Source organism: Glycomyces niveus, assembly GCF_017592475.1.
GTDB classification, from domain to species: domain Bacteria; phylum Actinomycetota; class Actinomycetes; order Mycobacteriales; family Micromonosporaceae; genus Glycomyces; species Glycomyces niveus.
This window is the reverse complement of the sequence record NZ_JAGFNP010000006.1, coordinates 72,965-95,523: the sequence shown is the minus strand read 5'-3', so window position 1 is coordinate 95,523 and position 22,559 is coordinate 72,965. Positions and strand designations below refer to the sequence as shown.

15 protein-coding genes, 1 tRNA gene and 1 pseudogene are annotated in these 22,559 nt (G+C 66.0%); 10 read left to right on the top strand and 7 right to left on the bottom strand.

Features of this window, described 5'->3' with window-relative positions; all coding sequences use genetic code 11:
• Positions 1-115: 115 nt before the first annotated feature.
• Positions 116-853, bottom strand: a complete 738-nt coding sequence (locus tag J5V16_RS12925; RefSeq protein ID WP_208496695.1) for a DsbA family protein — start codon at positions 851-853, stop codon at positions 116-118.
• A gap of 69 nt (positions 854-922) precedes the next feature.
• On the opposite strand from J5V16_RS12925, the gene J5V16_RS12920 reads away from it, so the two are divergent.
• Positions 923-2,584, top strand: coding sequence for a copper resistance CopC/CopD family protein (locus tag J5V16_RS12920; protein WP_208496694.1), 1,662 nt, complete (start codon positions 923-925; stop codon positions 2,582-2,584).
• Here the strand turns inward: J5V16_RS12920 and J5V16_RS12915 are convergent, their stop codons facing one another.
• Positions 2,585-3,442, bottom strand: coding sequence for a TatD family hydrolase (locus J5V16_RS12915; RefSeq protein ID WP_208496693.1), 858 nt, complete (start codon positions 3,440-3,442; stop codon positions 2,585-2,587).
• A gap of 415 nt (positions 3,443-3,857) precedes the next feature.
• Here J5V16_RS12915 and J5V16_RS12910 point away from each other — a divergent pair, with 415 nt between their 5' ends.
• Positions 3,858-4,982 (top strand): hypothetical protein, encoded by a 1,125-nt coding sequence (locus J5V16_RS12910; protein WP_208496692.1) that lies wholly within the window; start codon positions 3,858-3,860, stop codon positions 4,980-4,982.
• 47 nt (positions 4,983-5,029) lie between these two features.
• On the opposite strand, the gene metG is transcribed toward J5V16_RS12910, so the two are convergent.
• Positions 5,030-6,820, bottom strand: coding sequence for a methionine--tRNA ligase (gene metG / locus J5V16_RS12905; protein ID WP_208496691.1), 1,791 nt, complete (start codon positions 6,818-6,820; stop codon positions 5,030-5,032).
• A gap of 137 nt (positions 6,821-6,957) precedes the next feature.
• Between metG and J5V16_RS12900 the strand changes: the two genes are divergently transcribed.
• The 4 genes from J5V16_RS12900 (at position 6,958) to J5V16_RS12885 (ending at position 11,901) form a co-directional block, all read left to right on the top strand.
• On the top strand, positions 6,958-7,707 hold the full coding sequence (locus J5V16_RS12900; protein WP_208496690.1) for a hypothetical protein: 750 nt from the start codon (positions 6,958-6,960) through the stop codon (positions 7,705-7,707).
• A 270-nt stretch (positions 7,708-7,977) separates the two neighbouring features.
• On the top strand, positions 7,978-10,119 hold the full coding sequence (locus J5V16_RS12895) for a transglycosylase domain-containing protein (protein ID WP_208496689.1): 2,142 nt from the start codon (positions 7,978-7,980) through the stop codon (positions 10,117-10,119).
• A 64-nt stretch (positions 10,120-10,183) separates the two neighbouring features.
• Complete coding sequence (locus tag J5V16_RS12890; protein ID WP_208496688.1) at positions 10,184-11,749, top strand: dolichyl-phosphate-mannose--protein mannosyltransferase; 1,566 nt, start codon at positions 10,184-10,186, stop codon at positions 11,747-11,749.
• A gap of 76 nt (positions 11,750-11,825) precedes the next feature.
• A tRNA-Ala gene (locus J5V16_RS12885) sits at positions 11,826-11,901 on the top strand.
• A gap of 613 nt (positions 11,902-12,514) precedes the next feature.
• Here the strand turns inward: J5V16_RS12885 and J5V16_RS25730 are convergent.
• Together J5V16_RS25730 and J5V16_RS12870 are read right to left on the bottom strand one after the other, a co-directional pair.
• Positions 12,515-13,543: pseudogene (locus J5V16_RS25730) on the bottom strand (recombinase family protein); the annotation flags it as partial.
• A 703-nt stretch (positions 13,544-14,246) separates the two neighbouring features.
• Positions 14,247-14,741: a hypothetical protein gene (locus tag J5V16_RS12870; RefSeq protein ID WP_208496687.1), complete on the bottom strand. Its 495-nt coding sequence runs from the start codon at positions 14,739-14,741 to the stop codon at positions 14,247-14,249.
• 365 nt (positions 14,742-15,106) lie between these two features.
• On the opposite strand from J5V16_RS12870, the gene J5V16_RS12865 reads away from it, so the two are divergent.
• A complete protein-coding gene (locus J5V16_RS12865) occupies positions 15,107-15,673 on the top strand; it encodes an HD domain-containing protein (RefSeq protein WP_208496686.1) in 567 nt (188 codons plus the stop codon).
• Here the strand turns inward: J5V16_RS12865 and J5V16_RS12860 are convergent.
• A complete protein-coding gene (locus J5V16_RS12860) occupies positions 15,661-16,131 on the bottom strand; it encodes an NUDIX domain-containing protein (protein WP_208496685.1) in 471 nt (156 codons plus the stop codon). The two genes, J5V16_RS12865 and J5V16_RS12860, sit on opposite strands and share 13 nt — an antisense overlap.
• Positions 16,128-16,895, bottom strand: a complete 768-nt coding sequence (locus J5V16_RS12855; RefSeq protein WP_208496684.1) for an XRE family transcriptional regulator — start codon at positions 16,893-16,895, stop codon at positions 16,128-16,130. Before J5V16_RS12855 ends, J5V16_RS12860 begins: the two co-directional genes overlap by 4 nt.
• Positions 16,896-17,053: 158 nt before the next feature.
• On the opposite strand from J5V16_RS12855, the gene J5V16_RS12850 reads away from it, so the two are divergent.
• From J5V16_RS12850 to J5V16_RS12840, 3 genes are all read left to right on the top strand, one after another.
• Positions 17,054-17,632: a hypothetical protein gene (locus J5V16_RS12850; protein WP_208496683.1), complete on the top strand. Its 579-nt coding sequence runs from the start codon at positions 17,054-17,056 to the stop codon at positions 17,630-17,632.
• 578 nt (positions 17,633-18,210) lie between these two features.
• Positions 18,211-20,937, top strand: a complete 2,727-nt coding sequence (locus J5V16_RS12845) for a ParA family protein (RefSeq protein WP_208496682.1) — start codon at positions 18,211-18,213, stop codon at positions 20,935-20,937.
• Positions 20,938-21,350: 413 nt separating this feature from the next.
• Entirely contained in the window at positions 21,351-22,256 is a 906-nt protein-coding gene (locus J5V16_RS12840) for a DUF6414 family protein (protein ID WP_208496681.1), read from the top strand.
• The last annotated feature ends 303 nt before the right edge of the window (positions 22,257-22,559 follow it).

Below are 22,559 nucleotides of genomic sequence, written 5' to 3'. Positions count from 1 at the left end.
CGCGGACCTCGCCCCCCGTCGAGGTTCGCGGGACGGCTCGCCCGGGCACACGTCGCCGCCGACGCCGAAGGGGCGCAGCCGCTCATGCGGCTGCGCCCCTGAACATCTGCTTCGGTCAGCCCGCGTCGATCGCGGCCTGCACCTTCTCGGCGAACTCGGAGTTCTGGACCACTTCGCCGTCGACCTTCGCGGTCGGCGTCGCGGAGACGCCCTGGTCCCCGGTGGCGCTGGCGTTGCCCTCCTGGACCCAGCCCCGGTACCGCTCGTCCTCCACACAGGACTGCCAGGAGGCGTCGAGGCCGACGTCCTCGGTGCCGATGCGGATCAGCTCGTCGTCGCTCAGGCCCTCGCTGTTCTCGGCGGGCTGGTTCGCGTACAGCGCCAGCGTGTAGTCGAGGAACTGCTGCTCGCCGGCGTCGGCGGCGCACACGGCGGCGGCGGCCGCGCGGCTGGAGTACTCGGTGCCGTTGCTGAGGCGGTCGAGGATCGCGAGCGGGTGGTAGTTGACCGTCACGGTGCCGGCGTCGACCCACGACTGGATCTGCTCGGCGTAAGCGGACTCGAACTGGTTGCAGGCCGGGCACATGTAGTCGATGTAGAGGTCGACCTGGACCGGGCCGTCGCCGATCTGCACGCCGTACGTGTCCGTGGTCCGCGCGGCCGGGGTGTGCTCCTCGTACTCCGGTTTGCTGTTCATCCAGATGCCCCAGACGAGGAGCCCTCCGATGAGCACCACGGCGGCGCCGATCGCCACCCCGAACACGATCTTCCGGCGCCGCGCCTCCGCCGCCTGCTGCTTGCGCAGCGCCTCGGCGGCCTGCCGCCGGTCGGTGTTCCGGTTCGACTTCCCCATGTGCCTCGCTCACCCTTTCTCCGGTCCAACTCTCGATTCGCGAAGTGGATTCGAGTACGCTCAGCGGCGATGCGATCCCGATCCGACGACCGCCGCCCCGCCGCTCCAGCGACCCGCTTCGCCTGGTCGTCGCTCACGGCGGCGCTCGTCGGCATGCTCTTCGGCGCGCTGTGGGCCTCGGGGGCCTGGGCGCACGCCACGGCCACCAAGACCACTCCGGCCTCCGGTGCGCTCCTGGACGCGCCACCGAGCGAAGTCGTCGTCGAGTTCAACGAACCAGTCACCCCCGTAGACGCGGCCACCGGCGTGGTGGCTCCCGATGGTGACCGAGCAGACACCGGGGTCTCGCAGAACGCCGAAGCGACCACGTTGACGATCGCGGTCGACGCCGACCAGGAGGGCACCTACCTCGTCGGCTACCGGGTCGTCTCCCACGACGGGCACCCCGTCTCCGGCACCTTCACGTACTCCGTGGGCGTCGAGACCGAGGCGCCCGGCGCCGAAGCGCTCACGGCCGGAACCGATCCGTTCGTGCAGGCGCTCATCTACGGCAACCGCTGGTTCGGGTACGCGGGGCTCGCGCTCGCCCTCGGCGCCGGGATCCTGCTCGCGCTCGGCGCGCGGCCGCGCGAAGCGACCGCGAAGACGGTCGCCACGGGGCTCGCGGTCGTCGCCATGACCGCCGTGCTCGGGCTGCCGCTCCAGGCCGCCTACGAGACCGGGACCAGCATCTCCGGGCTCGACGCGGTCGGGCTCCAGTCGGTCATGGAGTCGAACGTGGGCCTCGCCGGGCTCCTGCGGCTGCTGCTCGTGCTGCTCGCCCTGCCGCTCATGCGGACCGTCGTCACCAGCGACGAGGACCTGAAGCCGCCGCTCATCGCCGCGCTCGCCGGAGTCGGCATCGCGCTCGCCGCGACCTGGCCGCTCGCCGGGCACCCGATGGCGACCGAGCCGGTCGTCGTCGCCTTCGTCGCCGACCTCGTGCACCTCGCCGCCTCGATGGCATGGGCGGGCGGGGTCCTCGCGATCCTCATCCTGGCTCTGCGCAAGGACACCGACATCCCCGACAAGGCCGCCGAGACCTGGATCGCCCTGGTGCCGTGGCTGGTCGCGAACGTGCTCGTCGCCGGCGTCGCCTCCGCGCTGCTCCACATCGACTCGATCGCGGCGCTCACGGACACCGCCTACGGGCGGCTCGTGCTCCTCAAAGCCGCGCTGTTCCTCGCGATCCTCGGCGCCGGCCTGTTCACGCGGCGCGCGCTGCTGCGCCGCACGGAGGCCGAGCGGCGCTTGCGGGTCGCCGCCGGCGTGGAGCTCGTGTTCCTCGCGGCCGTGATGGCCGCCGTGGCGGTGCTGGTGCAGGCGGTGCCCGCGAAGACCGCGCTGTTGGAGACCGAGACGAGCGAGGCGCAGTCCACCGAGACCGCCACGCTCGTCACCACCGACGTGTACTCGGCGCAGCTCGTGCTCGAACCGGGGCGGCCCGGCCCCAACAGCGTGCGCATCCTCGCCACCGACCTCGAAGGCGCGCCGTTCCCCGCCGTCGAGTGGACCGCTTCGTACGGGCCCGAAGGCGGCGAGGCCGAGGAGATGCCCCTCATCGAGCTGCGCACCGGCATCCTCGCGGGCGAGGTGAGCCTGCCCGACGAGGGCCGCTGGATCTTCACGTTCACGTTGACCGACGCCGAAGGCGACACCGCGACCGCCGAAGCGGCCGTCGACGTCAGCTGATCACCACTCCCCGAATGCGTTCTCGGTGTTGGCCCACAGCCGCTCGCACCAGGCCTCGAGGTCGCGGCCGAGGTGCTCGGCGAGGAAGCGGGCCGTGTAGTTCACGAGCGCCGGGTGGTTCCGGTGGCCGCGCACGGGGATCGGGGCCATGAACGGCGCGTCGGTCTCGACGAGGACCAGCTCCGGCGGGGCCACGGTGGCGGCGTCGCGCAGGTGCTGGGCGTTCTTGAAGGTCACGTTCCCGGCGAAGCTCATGAAGAACCCGCGGCGCGCGCACTCCTTCGCGAACGCGAAGTCGCCCGAGAAGCAGTGCAGGACGACGCGGTCGGGCGCGCCGTCGGCGTCGAGGATCGACAGGACGTCCTCGTGGGCGTCGCGGTCGTGGATGACGAGGGTCTTGCCGCGCTGCTTCGCGATCTCGATGTGCGCGCGGAACGAGCGCTGCTGGGCGGCGCGGCCGGACTCGTCGGTGCGGAAGTAGTCGAGGCCGGTTTCGCCGAGGGCCGCGACGCGGGGGAGCGCGGCGACCGCGTCGATCGCGGCGAGCGCCTCGTCGAGGTCGGCCTGGCGGGGCGCGTCGTTCGGGTGCAGCGCCGCGGCCGCGAGCACGCGCGGGTCGACCGCGGCGAGCGCGGCGGCCCAGCGGGACGACTCGACATCGGTGCCGACCTGCACGACCCTCGCGACCCCCACGGACTCGGCCTCGTCGAGGCGGGCCCGCACCTCGGGCGCGTCGTGCGCGGGCACCGGCAGGTCCTCCTCGGCGCCGAAGACGTCGACGAGGTCGAAATGGGTGTGGCTGTCGGCGACGGGATGCGGCAGCGGCTCGGGCAGCGGCGCGGGTTCGGATCGGTACACGCCTCAACGATGCCACGTTGCCTCGAACGGGTGAATCCGCGCCGCGCGCGCCGGTTTCGCGGCCGTTCTTGTCGGTGGGGCGCGAGACGATCGCGGCACCTTGTTTCCCCTCTGGTGGTGGGCGGGGGTTTGGGACGGCAACCGCGCCCCCCTCGCGCGAACCTCGCTACCCGACGCGTTGCGCACGTAATGCCGCCGACGTAACATCTTCTTCATTTTCCGGACATCCACGCCTGACACGGCGCGCTTACGTTGGCGGACAGTCGAACCACCGCCTGTGGACAAGCCACTACCGTCCGGCGGCAGCACCTCGCACCAACCGCAACACGACAGCGCGTCCACAACGACTGCGCATCCACCACGACAACGCCGTCGCACCCGCCGTCGCATCCGCGCAAGACGAATCGAGACGCACATGACCCGCGACCTCGCGTCCCGCCGCAACCGCGCCGCAGCGCTCCAGCAACGCCGCCCCGCCGTCCCGGCCGAACCGACGCCACAGCCCGAAACCCTCGTCACCGTCGAATGGCGCGGCGAGAAGTACCCCGGCCTCCCTTACGCCGACGGCGCCGCCTGGGAGCTGTTCTCCGCGCTCCCGCGCCCCGACTTCCTCCCCAACCCCCGCCCCGGCAGCGACTACCCCTACCGCCACTTCGCGCACGCCGGCGAGGTCCTGCGCGACGGCGTCCCCGTCGCCGTCGCCGACGACCGCTCCCTCACCGTGCCCCTCGCGCCCGGCCTCGACCTCGAGTACGTCCGCCGGCTCACCCAGACCCCGCACCTCGACCCGGCCGCGCGGGTCCTCCTCGACCGCGTCCGCCGCTCCGCCGCGGTCGCCCCGGGCGAACTCATGGAGCGTCCCGTCACCGCCCCGCAGATCGCCCGCCTCATGGAGACCGCCGCCGTCCCCGGCGGCTTCTGCTACCGCCGCTGGGACGTCGCGCACCTGCGCACCCCCGCGGCCCGCTCCGTCCTCGGCGGCGAGACCGAGCCGGGCGACCCGTGGGTGTTCGCACTGCGCTGGCCCGCAACGGATCCCTGGGACTACCAGGCGCCCGTCGCGCCCGAATACGAAGGCCTGACGGCGATGCCGTCCTCTGACCGGCGCGGCATGCCCGTCCTCGGCACCGGGTTCGCGATCTCGACCGCGCACCTGCTGCCCGAGCACGTCACCGCCGACCTCACCGACCTGCCGCTCCCCGAGGGCGCGCGTCTGCTCGCCTACACCGAGCAGGGCGCCGAGCTCGAGCTGTTCGCCTACGCCGGGCAGCAGTGGTCGCCGCTCACCCTCGAACGCCGCGTCGACATCCCGGGCGTCGAGCAGGGCCGCGTCCACCAGGTGCGGCGCGTCCTGCGCGAAGCGAACCACGTGGTGTGGAAGGGCGTCCCCGGGTCCCTCGTGGACGCCGACGACGACTGGGCCCGGTTCCGCCTCTCCCGCCCCAGCCCGGACGTCCTGTCCCGCACCGGGGCCGAGGCCGTGCGCCGAGGCGTCTACGAGAAGTGGGTCGAGCGCGGCGAAGTCGCCCCGGCGATCTGAGACGACGGAATAGGGCCTGGCATCAGCCAGGCCCTTCCGTTTGCGCCCTAAGCGTTCAGGCGCTCGATTTCCTCGTCCACGATGGACGGCTCGAGCTTCGTGAACACCGGGGTCGGCTTCTCCAGCACCGTGCCCGGCACCAGCGGCACGGACTCCCACTTCGGGGTGTCCGAGTAGTCGCCGGTGAGGATCGGGTACGGCCCGTCGGTCGCGCCGCCCTCGTCCAGGTCCGCGACCTCCTCGATGTACGGCATCGGCGCGAACACGCCCTCGCCGCCGAGCAGCTCGTGCACCCGCTGCGAGGAGTGCGGCAGGAACGGGCTCATGACCGTCTTCAGGTCCGAGACCGCCTGCAGCACCGTGTAGAGGACCGTGCCCTGGCGCTTCGGGTCCTCCTTCATCTTCCACGGCGCGGTGTCCGCGAGGTACTTGTTCGCCGCCGCGACCGCCTTCATGGTCTCGCCGATACCCGCGCGGACCTTGTTGGCGCCGATGAGCTCGCCCACGGTGTCGAACGCGGCCCGCGTCGTCGCCAGCAGCTCCCGGTCGACGTCCTCGAGCTCGCCCGGCTCCGGCACGGCCCCGAAGTTCTTCGCGGCCATCGCGATCGAGCGGTTCACCAGGTTGCCCCAGCCCGCCACCAGCTCGTCGTTGTTGCGGCGCAGGAACTCCGCCCACGTGAAGTCCGAGTCCTGGTTCTCCGGGCCCGCCGCGCAGATGTAGTAGCGCAGCGCGTCGGGGGAGTACCGCTCCAGGAAGTCGCGCACGTAGATCACGACGCGGCGCGAGGACGAGAACTGCTTGCCCTCCATCGTCAGGAACTCCGACGAGACGACCTCGGTCGGCAGGTTCAGCTTCCCGAGCGGGCCAGGCTCGCCGCCGCCCGCGCCTTCACCGTTGGCGCCCAGCAGCATCGCCGGCCAGATCTCGGAGTGGAAGACGATGTTGTCCTTGCCCATGAAGTAGTAGGACACCGCCTCCGGGTCCTGCCACCACTGCTTCCACGCGTCCGGGTCGCCCGAGCGCCGCGCCCACTCGATCGTCGCGCTCAGGTAGCCGATGACCGCGTCGAACCACACGTACAGGCGCTTGTCCGGCCGGTCGACCCAGCCCTCGAGCGGGATCGGCACGCCCCAGTCCAGGTCGCGCGAGATCGGGCGCGGGTGCATCTCGTCGAGCAGGTTCTTGGTGAACCGCAGGACGTTCGTGCGCCAGCCGGTGCGGGTGTCGAGCCACGCGTGCAGCGCCTCCGCGAACGCCGGCAGGTCCAGGAAGAAGTGGTCCTCCTCCACGAACTTCGGCGTCTCGCCGTTGATCCGCGACTTCGGGTCGATGAGGTCGGTCGGGTCGAGCTGGCGGCCGCAGTTGTCGCACTGGTCGCCGCGCGCCGAGTCGAACCCGCAGTGCGGGCACGTGCCCTCGATGTACCGGTCGGGCAGCGTCCGGCCCGTCGACGGGCTGATCGCCCCGAGCGTCTTCTGCTGCAGGATGTACCCGTTCGCGTGCAGAGTGGTGAACAGCTCCTGCACGGTCTTGTAGTGGTTCCCGGTCGTGGTGCGGGTGAACAGGTCGTACGAGAGGCCCAGCGCGTCCAGGTCCTCGACGATGACCCGGTTGTACTTCGCGGCGGCCTCGGCGGCCGTGAGCCCCTCCGAGTCGGCCTGCACCAGGATCGGCGTGCCGTGCTCGTCGGTCCCGGAGACCATGAGCACGTCGTGACCGCGCATGCGCATGTAGCGGGCGAAGACGTCGGCGGGGACCCCGAATCCTGCTACATGGCCGATGTGGCGCGGACCGTTGGCGTAAGGCCAGGCCAGCGCGGTCAATACGTGAGTCATGCGCCCCATGTTATCGGTCCGGATATCAGGACCGGCACTGTCCGGGGCCTCCTGCAGCGCCCGTCTCGCCCCACCCGACACGGCGATCCGTCCCCGATTGCGCCCCCGTCGGAGGATTCGGTGATGCAATAACCGTTATGTCTGGAACAAACCGCGCGGTCGATCCCCAGCAGCCCGCCTCCTCCGAGACGCCGGACGCGAACGCGCCCGTTCCCGAGCTCCCCGCCGCGTACGGCACCGTCGCGGATTACGGGTGGGACCCGGCCCCCGAGCCCGCCCCCCGCCCGGTCTCGCAGCGCGGCCCGCTCGGCTCCCAGGCCGACGGCATGGCCGCGATCCGGGCCGTCTGGGAGCGGGCCGCCGAGACCGAGCGCCGCCGCTCGGCCAAGGCCGGCCGGCCCCAGCGCCGCCGCGAGCCCAAGGCGTTCGCGCCCGCGCTCCTGGGCATCCTCGTCTGCGCGTGCCTGCTCATGTTCTTCGCCTGGACCGCCGCCCCCGCCCTGTGGATCTCGGTGGGCCACTACGAGTACGGCACCGTCACCGTCACCTCCTGCCAGGACGGGTTCGCGCCCGCCTGCACCGGCCGCTTCGAAGCCGACGGCTGGGCCAAGGACCTCCACCTCACCGGCGAAGTCGAAGCCGCCGACGTCGGCGGCACCCTGTTCGCCCGGTCCACCGGCCCCGACGCGCACAGCGCCTACGTCGGCGACACGGCCGGGCTGCTGCTGCGCTGGGCGCCCTCGCTCGTGCTGTTCATGGCCGTCGCGTTCGCCCTCGTGGGCGTCTCGGGCGCCACGAGGCTGTACGAAGGACGCTCGGGCGCGATCGGCCTGTGCTGGGCCTTCGCCGGCGCAGTCCTCGCGGCGGCCCTCGCGTTCGCCTGGTGAGCGACGAGCCGCGCGAATCCATGGCTCGCAAGCTTCGCCGAGAGCGGTCCGTCGCGCGCGATAGCAGCCCTGACACCCTGTGCGCGGGCGGCGCGCGAGCCCGGGACGGGCTGTAATGACGCCCACCCGGATCGGACGCCCCGCAGCCCGCGAGGCGCGGCGTCGTAGAGTGAACCCGCCCCCGGAACTCCGCCTGAAATGGCGCTACGGCGCGCCCATTTGAGAATTGACCGTATCCTTCCCCGGCTTCGGGGCTCTTCGGGAGACAGCGTGAGTGCATCTTCGAAACCGGTGGCGCAGACCTGGTTCGGCCCCATCACCGCAGTGCAGCGACGCGCGATGTTCGCGCTCGTGCCGGTGGCGGTCGCCTTCGGTCTCGTCGTCGGCCTCGCCTTCCTGCCGCTGACGAGCGCCTTCGGCGGCCTCGCCAAGGTCGGCTCCGAGACCGTGCTCGAACTCCCCGACGAGCTCGTCCTCCCGCCCGCGCCCGAGTCCTCGACCCTGTACGCCTCCGACGGCAAGACCGTGATCGCCACCTTCGGCGACCAGTACCGCGTGCAGCTCGAGTTCGACCAGATCCCCGAGTCCGTCGTGAACGCGCTCGTCGCCACCGAGGACTCGAACTTCTTCGAGCACAACGGCGTCGACCCCGAAGGCGTCATGCGCGCGCTCGTCACCAACCTCGCCGACGGCGGCACCTCCGAGGGCGCCTCGACGATCACCATGCAGTACGTGCGGCAGGTCCTCTCCTACACCGCGACCACTCCCGAAGAGGTCGCCGCCGCCAGCGAGGTCACCATCGACCGCAAGGTCAAGGAGATGGGGTACGCGCTGGCGCTCGAAGAGGAGATGACCAAGCATGAGATCCTCACCAACTACCTGAACACCGTGTACTTCGGCAACGGCGCGTACGGGATCGGCGCGGCCGCGCAGGTCTACTACGGGAAGGTCCCGGCGGACCTGACCACGGCCGAGTCGGCGATGCTGGTGGGCCTGATCCAGTCGCCGTCGAACTACGACCCGATCAACGGCTCGTCGGAGGCCGCGCAGGTCCGCCGCGACCACGTGATCAACCGGATGGTCGACGTCGGGTTCCTCACGGGCGCCGAGGGCGACGAGGCGAAGGCCGAGGGCCTGAACCTCAACCCGCAGGACGCGAACAACACCATGGGCGGGGCGATCGACTCCGACTACGGGTTCTTCGTCGACTACTTCGAGCAGTGGTGGAACCAGCAGGAGGACTTCGGCGACTCCGAGGAGGTCCGCAAGGCCCGCCTCTACCGGGGCGGCTACCAGATCGTCTCGACCCTCGACGTGGACCTGCAGGACGCGGCGCAGGAGGCGGTCGAGCGGCAGAAGGAGATGGGCTCGGAGTACGCGCTCGGTTCCGTGGTGGTCGAGCCGGGGACCGGCGGCATCCAGGTGATGGCCGTGAACCGCATCTACTCCAACGACACCTCCGAGAACGGCCCGAACACCTCGAACCCCGAGTACAAGGGCTCGTACCCGAGCACCACGAACCCGCTGCTGAGCGGCAACTCGGCGGTGCCGGGGTACCAGGCGGGCTCGTCGTTCAAGATGTTCACGATGCTCGCGGCGCTCGAAGAGGGCCTGCCGCTGGACACCACGATCTACTCGCCGTACCAGTACACGTCGAAGTACGTGGTGGGCGACGGCGCGGCCTCGTGCGGGGACTACTGGTGCCCGAAGAACGCCTCGAAGTCGGAGCAGGGGGACTACAACATGTGGACCGGCTTCGGCGAGTCGGTGAACACGTACTTCGTGCAGCTGGCCGAGCGGATCGGCGTCGAGAAGTCCATCAACGTGGCCGAGCGGCTGGGCATCAAGTTCCGGTCCCAGGAGGACCTCAACCTGGTGACGAACAGCCCGGAGACGTACGGGCCGTTCGTCCTCGGCGTCACGCAGACCACGCCGCTCGACATGGCCGCGGCGTACGCGGCGCTCCCGGCGGACGGCGTGTACTGCCCGCCGATCCCGGCGTCGAGCGCGACCACGCTGACCGGCGAGACGATCCCGTTCGAGTCGGCGTGCGACCAGGCCGTGAGCGTCGAGGTCGCCCGCGCCGCGGTGGACGCGGCCCGCTGCCCGACCGAGTACGGCGCGGCGGCCGGGAACTGCACGTGGGGCACGGCCCCGCAGGTCGGAAACGCGGTCGACGGCCCGGTCGCGGGCAAGACCGGCACCACCGACTCCAACTCCACCAACTGGTTCGTGGGCTTCACCCCGAACGCGGCCGCCGCGGCGTTCATCGCCGACCCGGACAGCCCGCAGAACCTCGTCGGCAAGGGCAACCTCGGCAAGCCCGCGAACGCGGTCGCCGAGATCCTGGCCGCGCAATGGGACATGAACGGCGAAGGCGACTTCACGCCCCCCACGGAACTCGTGCACTGACGACCGGACACTAGGGCCTGACGCGACTCGCCAGAGGGGGCGCTCAGGCCCTAGACTCACCCCGGTGAGCGCCACCGCAGTCCGGCCCGAGCAGCCGCCCGCCGCCTGGCGGCCGACCCCGCTCCCCGGCCCCCTCCCCGCCGTCCGGGCCCGCCTCGCGAGCACCCTGCCGGACGACCGCCGCCGCGCCCTCTGGGTGACCCTCGGGGTCACCGGGATCGCCGCGGTGCTGCGCCTGATCGGCCTGGACCACCCCAAGGGCCTGATCTTCGACGAGGTCTACTACGCGCAGGACGCGCACTCGATGCTCTCCCACGGCGTCGAGTGGGACCCGGGCGCGGACGGCTCCTCGTACGTCGCGCACCCGCCGTTCGGCAAGTGGCTCATCGGCCTCGGCGAATGGGCCTTCGGGTACGACGAGGTCGGCTGGCGCATCGCCGCCGCGGCCGCCGGGATCATCGGCGTCGCGATCCTCGTCCGGCTCATGCGCCGCCTCACCGGCTCGACCCTCCTCGGCGGCACCGCGGGCCTCCTGCTCGCCGTCGAAGGCAGCCACCTGGTGCTCTCCCGCACGTCCCTGCTCGACATCTTCATCGCCACGCTCCTCCTCGCCGCCATGTACTGCCTGGTGCGCGACCGCGACTGGCGCCGGGCCCGCTGGCTCGCCGCGATCGAGGACGGCCTCGACCCCTCCCGCCGCCGCCCCCGCCTCGGCCCCGCGTGGTGGCGCATCGCGTGCGCGGTGCTCCTCGGTCTCGCCATGGCCACCAAGTGGAGCGCCCTCTGGTACATCGTCATCGTGATCGTGCTGTTCGTCGTGTGGGACTGGCGGCTGCGCACCGACGCGGGCGCCCGCAAGCCCTTCCGGGACACGCTCATCTACGAGTTCTTCCAGAACCTGTGGTTCGGGCTCCTCGCGATCGGCGTCTACACGCTCTCGTGGACCGGCTGGTTCCTCAACGACACCGGCTCCTACCGCCACTGGCTCGCCGACCAGGGCCGGGCCGAGCCGCCCGTCATCGGCGCGCTCACCAACTGGATGCAGTACCACTTCAGCGTCCTCGAGTTCCACGAAGGCCTCTCCTCCGAGCACGCCTACCAGTCCGCGCCCTGGCAGTGGCTGTTCGACCTGCGTCCGGTCGTCTTCTACTGGAGCTCCGACGTCGACTGCGGCACGAGCGACTGCGCCGCCGAAGTCCTCCTCCTCGGCACCCCGCTGCTGTGGTGGACCTTCGTGCCCGCCGCGCTCGCCCTCCTCGTCTGGGCGCTCCACAAGCGCGACTGGCGCGCCTGGTTCCTCCTCGCCGGGCTCGGCGCGGGCATCCTCCCGTGGTTCATGTACCCCGACCGGACGATGTTCTTCTTCTACACCGCCCCCGCCGTCCCGTTCTTCATCGGCGCGGTCACGTGGTGCCTCGGCCTCATCATCGGCCGCACCGACCTGCGCCGCCGCGATGCGGGGCTGTCGTCCCTCGGCTCACCGGAGCGCCGCCTCACCGGCGCGCTCATCGCCGGGGCCTTCGTGGCCGTCGTCGTCCTGTGCTTCGCCTACTTCTGGCCGATCTACACCGGCGAGGCCATCCCCCGCGACGAATGGCACGCCCGCATGTGGCTCGACTCCTGGATCTGACCGCCGCGAACGAGACCCGGCCCACACGGCACCCTCGCGGCGCCCGTCCGCCGCTGTGCTAATCTAGTCGCCGCAAGGGGCTTTGGCGCAGTTGGTAGCGCGTTTCGTTCGCAATGAAAAGGTCAGGGGTTCGAATCCCCTAAGCTCCACCAAAGGGTTCTTACTTGAACCCTGACCCACAGGAAGAACGGCATCAGCCTCCGGGCAGGTGCCGTTTCGCCGTTCCCGGTCCCGGAACGCCACCAGCGGCGCGATGCTGGCGGCGGTAGCGCTCTGGCTGATCCGGGGTAGCCGGTCGGCGTCGGTGTCGATGTGAAGCCGGGTGAAGCAGATCGAGTTGAGCGTCTGCCGGTCCTCGTCTGCCAGAGACTCGTAGAGCCGCCTCGGATCCGACAAGAGCTCCAGGAACGGGGCGATGAGCGCTGCGGCCTGGTCGAGTCGCGGCAGGTCGGTGCCGGCGAGTTGGGCGTCGATGGCTTCGCGTTGCGCGGCGATGTCGCGGATCTTGGCGGTGAGCTTCTCGGTAGGCCAATCGGGGTCGCCGAGCAAGTCCAGGACCTGGTCTTCCAGGGTGTCGAGTCGGGCGCGCTCGCGCTTGAGGTTGCGCCGCAGAGTCTGCGCAGTCCGCTCATCGGTCTTCGCGACCCGTTCGAGCCCGTTCCGGGTCCGGCTCGCTTCAGTGGGCGTGAGCGCGATGGTGGCGTAGTGGGCGCTCACGGCGGCCTCGACATCAGCCACGGCGAACCGCGGGAGATCGCAGCCGCCGTTGTCGTTGCGGCCCATGCACAGGTAATAGAAGTAGAGGCGGCCGGTCTTGGACTTGGCGCGCTCGACGATCAAGCGGCGACCGCAGCGCCCGCACCACACGAGGCCTTTGAGGTAGTGGTCCCACTTGCGTTCGCGAACGCCTGCGCCCCGCTGCTCGGTCAGCACGGTCTGGACCTTGTCGAACAAGGCTCGGTCGATGAGAGCTTCGTGCCGGCCGGGGTACTCGGTGCCGTTGAAGGTGACGGTGCCGAGGTAGTACGGGTCGATGAGGATCTGCCCGATCTTGTGAATCGAGACCGGCGTTCCGGCCGGGTGCTTTCGGGTCGGCCGGGTCTTGAGCCCGGCGGCGGTGGCTATCTCGCGGAGTTCCTTGAACGAGTGCTGCCCGGTCGCGTACCGCTCGAACAGCGTCTTGACGATCGGGGCGCGTTCGGGATCGAGGGCGACGGTGCGAATTTCGCGGCCCTCAATGGTCTCCCGAGTGTTCAAGTACCCGAGGGGCGCGCGACCAGGCGTGCCACCTCTAGCAGCTTTCGCTTCCATCTTGTAGGCGATGTCCTGCCCTGAGACACGCGACTGGTACTCGTTGAACCCGTCGACCATATGCGCCATGAGGTCCCCGGTGGGCGAGTCATCGGTCGGATCCTTCACCGACAGGATCGCGACACCTAGGCCACGGAGTTCGCGTTTGGTGAGCCCGGCGTCGGTGGCATCGCGGAACAGCCGCGAGCGCATGTACACCACGACGTAGTCGACGTCATGCTGGTTGCGGATCCGACCCATCATCTTGCGGAAGGCGGGGCGACCGTCGATCGAGCGGGCGGACTTGCCCGGCTCGACGTACTCGTCCACCACGGTGAGCCCCATGCGCTCGGCCAGTTGCAGGCAGGCTTTCCGTTGGGCGGGGATCGAGTTCCCCTCGGGGTCGTAGTCGGTCTCCACTTGCCCTTTGGAGGACACCCGCAGGTACACCACTGCTCGCCCACCGATCGGGGTCACGCTCCTCGTGTCAGATTGCCCGTTCATGCCGCGTCCCTCTCGCTCCGAACTTCGTCGTCAAGGGCCGCATCCTGGTCCGGACACCCGGCGTCCGCTGCAGGTGTGTCAGCGACGTTCTGGGCGCGTCTGGCGGCGCGCAACAACAGTGCGGCCAAACGATCGGTGTCGATGACATCGCGACGCGCCCCAGTGACGCGAATCCTCTGCGGAAGCCCGCTCACCGCACCCACCACCAGGCAAAAGACCAGGTAGCGGCCCTGGTGGTGACCGTAGCGCGGACTCGCTGCGGGTACGAGCCTGCGGATGGGCAGGCCGGAAACGCTCGATGGAGCACTGGGCGGTGCGTGATGGCAGGTGTGGGCAAGGCGGGCGTCTCGCGCCGTCCTTAGGACCAAGGTCCCTCGAAGGTAACTCGTTCCTGGAGACGCTTCAAGATCACCGAAGGCCGGGCCGGGAGGCCGGTCGGCAGTTGCAGAGCAGGCCTCGCAGGCCGGAACGCTCAGATTCGGAGTAAATATGTCGGGGCGACTTTCGCTCCCTCCACGGAGCCTCTAGCGTAAGGCGTCTCATAGGCAATGACCTGGTTGATCGGGTGTCACAAACGGGTTGTGACAGGGGGTTGCGTCTCATCCTGCATGTCGATGGCGGGCGAGGGGGCAAGGTCAGACTCAGGGTCAAAGTTGTGGGGGAACGGAAGCGGTCACAACACAGGTGCTGTTCGCGGGGCGCGTCAGAAGTAGCCGAAGAACCGAGCCCACCAGTCGGGCCGCTCACCGTCCAGGTACTGCTTGCTCGGCCCTTCGTAGTCGCGGGTCAGCAGTTCCTCGGGAACTACGACGTATCCGAGTTCCCTCAGCGCTTGATCGACTTTCGCAAGGTCGTCGACGTGCAGTTCCCCCTCGTCAATTGCCTCGGCCGTGCCAAGGAACGCGCCTGGATTGTCGGCGCAGATGAGGGCCAGGTTTCCGAACTTGCTGATGCAAACGACCAGCCTGGAGCCGCGTTTCAGCGCCGCTGCAGGCACGTGGATGCGCCCGTATTCGCTGGAATCCTGGGTGTCTTGTTCAAACTCGCAGCCAACCGCGAAATCCTGTTCGAGCCGCGCCACCAGGCGCCCGAAGGGCTCGGCGCACTTCCTGCGGTCGTAGCCCTGCGGCCACTCCAAGTGGACAGGATCGTCAAGCTCGCACAGCAGCGCCAAGAGTTCCGATTCGCTTGAAGTCATGCAGTGATCATCAAGGAACACTCAGATGGGGCCTCCAGGGGGCACAGAGGAAGCGGCTGGGACCGGCCAACTATCGCCCCCACATCAGCTACCAGTCCTCGCCTGTCTCTTCCGAGAAACGCTGCTGGCCCGAGTACATAAGTTGCCCCACCATTTGGCCCTGCGCGAACGCCTCTCCGATCTAGCCCGGCACCCTAACTGACCTGCGCCTCTAGCTGTCACGAACGTTTGGTGACAGGGGCGGCATCTCTCCCGGCACCTAGTTGGCCGACGAGATGCTGGGCCAGACGCCGGGACAAACCTCCGGGTCGAACGGCCACTGTCACAGACCTTGGCTCGACCATCCGGATCGATAGGATCGTCGAGTGCAGTCGAGCATGGTCAGCAGTGCGCGCGCGCTCGCGGAGCGGAAACTCAGCGAGGCGTTGCCTCGACGATGGCGACATGTTCAAGCGGTGACAGCCAAGGCCGAACGGCTCTCCCTAGCGCTCCGTATCCAGCAGGATCGCGAGGCGCTTGTCGCGTCCGCAGCGCTCCACGACATCGGCTACTCCCCCTCGATCGATGCGACTGGTTTCCATCCATTGGACGGGGCGCGTTGGCTTCGCGAGATCGGGTTCAACGACCGGGTGTCCGCGTTGGTCGCCCACCACACCAATGCACTTGCTGAAGCCGAGCAGCGCGGTCTCGACAAGGAGTTGTCCGGGGAGTTCGACCGTGAAGCCTCACTCGTCGCGGACCTGCTTTGGTACTGCGACCTCACGACCGGCCCTGACGGACAGGCCTTCACTGTCGAGGAGCGGATCGCTGAGGTCCAGGAACGATATGAGCCTGATTCGGTCGTCTACGAGTTCATTACTGGCAGTGCCAGCGTGTTCGCAGAGGTCGCAAAACGAGTCGAATCGGTGCTGCCACCAGCTCACCCGATGTAGGGCTCAGCGTCTTTCGCGAATCCGTGCTCGATTCGGAGCCGCATCGACGGGTTGATCGGAAGAGCGTCAAGCTCATCTGCGCCAAGCCAGGCAACCTGGATCGACTCGGCACTGGTAGCGAGCGTTCCACCGACCGGTTTGGCACGGAAGGAGATCGAGAACTGCTGCCGGACCTCGCCATCGCTGTACTCGATCAAGTGACCCGGGTCGGTGTAGAGCCCGATAACGCCGGTGACCTCGATGTCCAGGCCGGTCTCTTCCTTCGTCTCGCGGACTGCGGTGTCCGCGATCCGCTCCCCCAGGTCGTGGCCCCCGCCAGGTAGGGCCCAGTCGCCGTTGTCCGAGCGCTGGATGAGCAGAACCCGGCCTTCGTCATCGGTCACGAACGCGACGGTCGAGGGCACGACGCTGTTCGGCTCGGGGGCATCGGGGTTGTTGATGTGGTCGATGCGGCTCATGGCCTCACCTTGCCATGGTCGCCGGTCCAGGCGTCACGTGAAGCGGTCCAGACTCGGTCGAAGCTGTCGGCGTAGGAATTGAACAGAGTGCCGCCAGCGAGTCGGCGCAGGTGCATGACCGGGGCGTGCGCTGCCGGGAAACCGTAAACGTGGGTGTTGACCAGCATTTCGTCGTCGTAGCGGTAGATGCTGTTGTACAGGGTCGAAGTGTGGAAGCCGACGAAGATACCTTCGGTGCCTCTGAGCTTCTCGTAGAACGCCAGGACGTTGCGGATCTTCGCAGCGAGCGCGTCGCCGATGCCCTCCTCGCGACCGCGGACGGCCACGGCTTCACAGTCAGGATCCCCGAGCAGGACCGTGATCTTGGTGCCCGCTTCGGCTTTGCGCTGCAACGCCTCGATCAGGTGCGGATCATGCTCGGGTAGGAACAGCCCGGAGTAGACCAGGATGCCGATCCGCTCGGTGGCGTTGTCGAACAAGCGCCGCCACAGCTCCGATGGCACTTGAAAGCGGCGCGGGTAGGTCCGGATCACCTCGGATTCCGACACACGCGCTTGCCGCTCGGCGGTATCGATGTTGGGCCACAGATACTCCTCGGCCTCGTCCAGCATCGCGGCGATGGCGGAGCGGTGCCGAGGGTACGGAGTGCGGCCGGTACTGATCCACCGCCTCACGGTCTTGGCATCGACCTCCAGCTCATCGGCCAGGGATTCCGGTGTCATCCCGGACGCTTGCAGGGCATCCTTCAATCGTTCATTCGGCATGAGCACTCCCAATCGGGACGACTTCGATGCTTGGGGACGTCTCTTCGCGTCCCATTGTGTAGTTCTGTCGTCCCGTTCTGTCAACCACCATGTTCATATGCCGCTTTTCCACCAGGTCAGATGAGTGGGCGGTTGAACGGATGACAGGGAGGAAGTCGATGACGCAAACACAGGTCACGGGTCGGACCGCCAAGCCCGAGGTGCTGGGCGAATGGACGACCAATCACGGCAACCGACTCACCCTCATGGCCCGCCGAGCGACCGGCTACGCCTCGATCTGGCTGAACCACCACGGCAAACCAGTCAAGATCGGCTACGCGGTCCACGCAGGCGGCGTGCTCCGCGAGGTCCGCTGGGAACCCCTCTGGAACGAGCAAACCGACGCCTGGAAGACCCAACAACGCAACCACATCGCAGCCCTCATCGCCGCCTGGCACGCCGAAGGCACGCCCCCTCCCCAACCCGCGACCTTGCCCGCGAGCGTGCTCGGCATCTTCGACTCCTTCGGCTTCCGCTTCGCCGTCGAACCGACCGCCACCGCCGAGCACGCCATCCTCAGCATCCTCAACGTGGCAGGCAGCCTCACACCCGTCGCCGACCTCCTCCACGAGCAAGGACACATCGCCGGCATCTCCACTCGCCCCGGCTGGAAAAGCACCCCCGACGACCGCAAACGCCACTGGCGCCACGAATCCGAAGCCATCCTCACCCAAGCAGCCGAACAAGGCCGCCTCTAAACCTTCCGCGCAGGGCGGGGCACGCAAGGTGGGGCGAGCCCCGCCCCTTCCGAAAGCTCGTAACCGGTTCCTGGAAGGGGCCCACCGCTAGCAGGTCACCGCCAGCCGTGGGCATAGACGACTCAGGAAGACTGGCATAATCGTCTCGTGGCGATAGATATTGGAGTACGAGATCTCCTCCGAAGGCGAAACGAGCTGGAACAGAGCTCGAAAGCTCTGAGGTCAGGCGACCGCGGGTCGAGTTGCCTTCTACTCTTCTATGCTGCAGAGTGTGGGCTCAAGGAGCGATTTCTCACGCGTCGAAGCCTTCGTGACACAGGCGGTCTTGATTTTCGAAACGATCTCCACGGGCACAACATCCGTGAGCTCGCGAAGGATCTGAGATTGCCACCAGGTTTGGTTGATAATCTCAAAGATTGCCGACGCAGAGATAAGAATAGGGATCCTGTGGCGCTCAAAGACGTTCACGAGGCGTGGAGGTACGGTGCAAACCTGAATCAGGTCGATGAACAGAAAGCAGCCGACGCGCTGGCCGCGGTAATCCAATGGTGTCAGCAGGACTAAGAAGGAGGCTAGACATGCCTGAGATGAGCCAACCACATATCATTGAGACTCCAGGGCGGGTTTTCACATGGGTTGATGTGGATGAGCATTTGGCGCATCTGGCATCTATTGAGAGTTGGCCCGGCTGGCTCAGATCTGTTAGTGGCTGGTGGGACGCGGTCGAATTGGCCGTGGAGGCTGGGACGACTCTCGAATCAGTAGAGTCCTGGCTGCAAGACGCCTTTGGCGCTGGCTCGATCTTCCGCAAGGGAGGCCAGCTCATGCTAAGCATGGACAGTATTGTAGCCGGGAAGACCGCAAGCCTGGAAATCATTATCGAGGAAAATGAGTCAGGCTCAGAATCTGCACGTCGCCTCCCTCTTTGGCGAGAACGTCGCATTGTACGGGAGATCGCGAATGAGCTAGACCGGCCTGAAGATTCATTCCTCGATGACATGCAGATCGTAGCATTTCACTCTTTCAAGGGTGGCGTAGGGCGAACCGTTCACGCAGTTGCCTATGCCGAAGCTGTGGCGAAGCAAGGCAAGCACGTTCTCCTTATAGATGCAGACTTGGAAGCGCCTGGTATCACCTGGATGTATCGCTCACAAGGGCGTCAGATCGATTTCGCGTACGATGATTTTCTATCCCTCGCTCACGGATCTAATGGCAATGACATCTCTCAGGTTGTCGATACTGCGGCAGAGTTTCTTCCTAATCAGCGAGTGCGGTCGTTTAACAACGGCGGCAAAATTACGGTAATGCCGTCGACTAGGAATTCAGACCTGACTCCTCCGCGAATCGAGCCTGCGGATCTGCTTATGCATCCGTCGCGATCGCCGTATTTTCTTACGAATACTTTGGCGGAGCTAGCAAGTAAGTTTGAGGTCGATCTTATCGTAATTGATCTCCGGGCAGGAATGTCAGAGTTGTCATCCCCACTCCTGCTTGATCCGCGAGTCCAGCGAGTGTTTGTAACCACTCTTAGCGGTCAGTCACTCGACGGCACGGAAATGATGATTCGACAGTTGGGTAGGCGTGCTCCTTCTGTCCGAGGGCTGGATCCCGCAAGTTCTGTTGTGATAACTCAGTTCCGCGAGGACTATCATGGCTCGGAGGTCCAGGAAGCTAAAGAAAAAATTGGGCGTGCATTGTTCGACTCAATCGGATTGAGTCAGAACGAGGACCCCGCCGTCAACGCCACCGACGTCGAGGTGCTTGCTCAACCAATTCTGAGTCCTTTCCGCGAACAACTATTGGCATTGCCTCGTTCATGGGATGCTGTGGTCCGGATCATCAGTAGTTTGGAAATTGGCGACAAACTGGATCCAATTCTTCCAACCTTTCCTGAGGTTCATTCTGGCCCAGAACAGGCAACTTCTCACCCAGCAGACTTGTTGTCGCGTCGCACTCGACTCGCTCAGCATGCGAAGGCATTGGTTTTCGCAGAAAGAGTGGGTCTTTCAAATTCCAGTGGATTCCTCGCAATCGACCCCCTAAAATCACTGGTGGGTGACCACAGGACTGAGCTTCCGTTGGGTCTCGTAGTTGGCGCGAAGGGCGCGGGGAAGACATTTCTCTTCGCAAAGGCATGTGCGGCTGGCGATTGGAAGTCGTTTGCACGGGGCGCAAGCGTTGATGGTGTACGAGTAAATGCCCCCATTCTTCCGGTTCTCGAACCTACAAATCTTCAGTCTGAAGATCCTACGACTCAGCATCTGCGAGATGATTTCGCGCGGCGTTATGCTGGCGTTGATAACGGGGCGACTCAGATCGAGATTGCGGATTTGCTGAAGGACGGTCTACTCACGATCCGACCAGACGATGAGCTTCGTTGGCGTGAGCTCTGGGTTCGAACACTGCTAGCTGCTGCAGGTGTTCCCCTAAGTGCTGATCTGAGTCCTTTTGAGAGGATTATTGATCTCGGAAAGAAAGCTCGGGCGATATTTGTAATCGACGGACTTGAAGACCTGCTTCAATCTGTCAATAGTGAGTCGCAGCAGACAGCACTGAGAGTTCTCCTTACAGACGTAGTTGCATGGCTCCGATCACTGCATGGTCGACCCTTCGGTTTGGTCGTGTTTGTGCGAGGTGATTTGGTTCGCCGTGCCGTTCCGCAGAACAGTGGCCAGCTCCTGGACCGATACTCCCGGTACACCCTTCGCTGGGATAAGGAAGATGCCTTGCGCCTAGCATTGTGGGTGAGCATATACTCAGAAGCCTTGGTCTCGGACATTATTCCTGACGAAGTTCCTGGAATTGAGCTTCGAGAATTGCCCAGCAAGCTTTACGGACTCTGGGGCCAAAAAATGGGTCGTGAAAAGTCCCGCGAGGCTCGTTCATATCTTTGGGTGCCGGCCGCACTTAGCGATTTTCATGGTCAGGTCCAGGCTCGGGATGTAGTAGGCTTCCTTGCTGAAGCCGCAAGACTTTCTCAATCGCAAGCAGATTGGACCGATCGACTTTTGGCCCCACCCGCGATGAGGAGCGCGCTTTTCGAATGCAGTATTCAGAAGATCGATGCGCTCAAGCAAGAGTTCCCAGACGTGAGAGCTTCGTTGGAAAAGCTTCAGAATGCTGCTTCTGTAACAATTCCATTCACGCTCGATCAAGTGGACTTGCGAAGTGAAGAGACTACAGTCCTTGTCGAATCAGGGGTCTTGGCCCGGGATAGCGACGGCAGGTACTGGGTAGCCGAGATCTATCGACATGGTTTGAACCTGAAAAGCGAGCGACGTCCCAGGGTTCTTGGTAAACGTTAGATTCAGCTGGGTGAAATCTGACCCAGCATCACTCCGGATAGTCCCGATGTTGGGATGCTCTAGGAGCCTACGCCCGGCATCCTCATCGGCGTTCTCGGCGGCGGCTGGGGATGCCAGTCAGGATCCGTGTGATGCGTTGCGGTAGCGTCATGGGGTGGCAGGCGACTCCCTGATACCCGTCCCCCAGCGGCGGATTGCTTTTCCGGCCGGAGCTGCACCGACCGGGAATTGGGTTCAAGCCCAACCGTAACGGATTACGATTCTCGACCTAAGGCTGTCGAACTAACGGATCTCTGAACGTTGCCCGTGATTCGCTGGCAGCCAGATACTCGTACCTTCGGCCAGAAAAATGTAGCCGGCTCGCTGATCAATGTGAGACTCCGAAGAGCCAGCCCCACCTCTATGCTCGACTGATGATGGTTGAGAGCACCGATGAGCCCGGCGAAGTAGTCCCTGATCACATCCGCGAGTTCGCTTACATTGACTCAGTCCGCATCCGAGCACTGGCAGCGGATCTCGCCGGGGGGCTGCTCAGCAGTGTGCATGAGCAGGAGACCAAGGACGGCTTGAAAATCGGGGCCAATGCCCTGATAAAGGCGGAGAAAACATTGGGCGCCTCGCGCCAGTCTGGCACGACAACCAGTCGTGACCTTGATTCGCTCTACTGCGCAGCGTTCGAGGAAGACGCAGTGGCACTTGGCTTCATGAAGGATATTTCCGTTGAGGTCCAAGACTCCTCCATCTGGGAGTCGGGAGCCATCGGGAAGATTGCGCCACCATTCAGGGTCATTCGAATCACCGCACCTACTTTCCTAGCGGATCACCGTGCAACCATCGAGACCTTCAGTGAGTTCGCTGCGAGGTTTGCGCAGGCAGGCGCTGATATATTCCCCATCGAATTCCAGAAGATCATCCAGGCCATGGGGTCAACACTAACGGATGCGGTTACCGTCAGGATCGAACCCGTTAGTCTTGGTCTCCCTCATCATGGTTTCTTTGGAGTTCTCGAGAGCCAGTACATCGAGCATGAACGTTCGGCGATTCCGATCCGATACGGATACGATCCAGTTTCGTGGACCACTATTGCAATAGTAACCCGATACCCAGCCCGGGAATCTTTTACCGCTGATCAGATCGTGAAGCAGATGGTCTCGATGACCCCGCAGGGGGAGCAGGGAGTCGATTCAGCCCAGATGGCGACACTGATGCGCCTACTCGGCAAGTTCACGGCGGGAACGGGGTTCAGTGAGGACGTAGTCTGGCCTGGTGGCGCTATTACCCCGGTGGCGATTTACCGCCCCATCACCAAGCACGCCTAGATGCTCTGCAAGCGCAACATCGACCTTCGGGTCGGTTGAGGCTGCCGAGCGCGATTTCCGCGCTCGGGCCCTTGCGATGGTCGACGGCTGCCGCACTTGCACGACCGCGGCGCGCCGTCGGCGGTCGAGTAGGTAAGCGGGAGGCGCGGATCAGGCGCTTGATGCTGGAGAGGCTGACCTCGTAGCGGTCGGCGAGCACGTTTTGGCGGACACCCTCTCGATATGCGGTCACGATTGCCCTCCTGACTTCTTCGGACAGGCGGCTGTTCAATGCCCAGGCTTTGCTGGGGTTCTGGGGTGCTG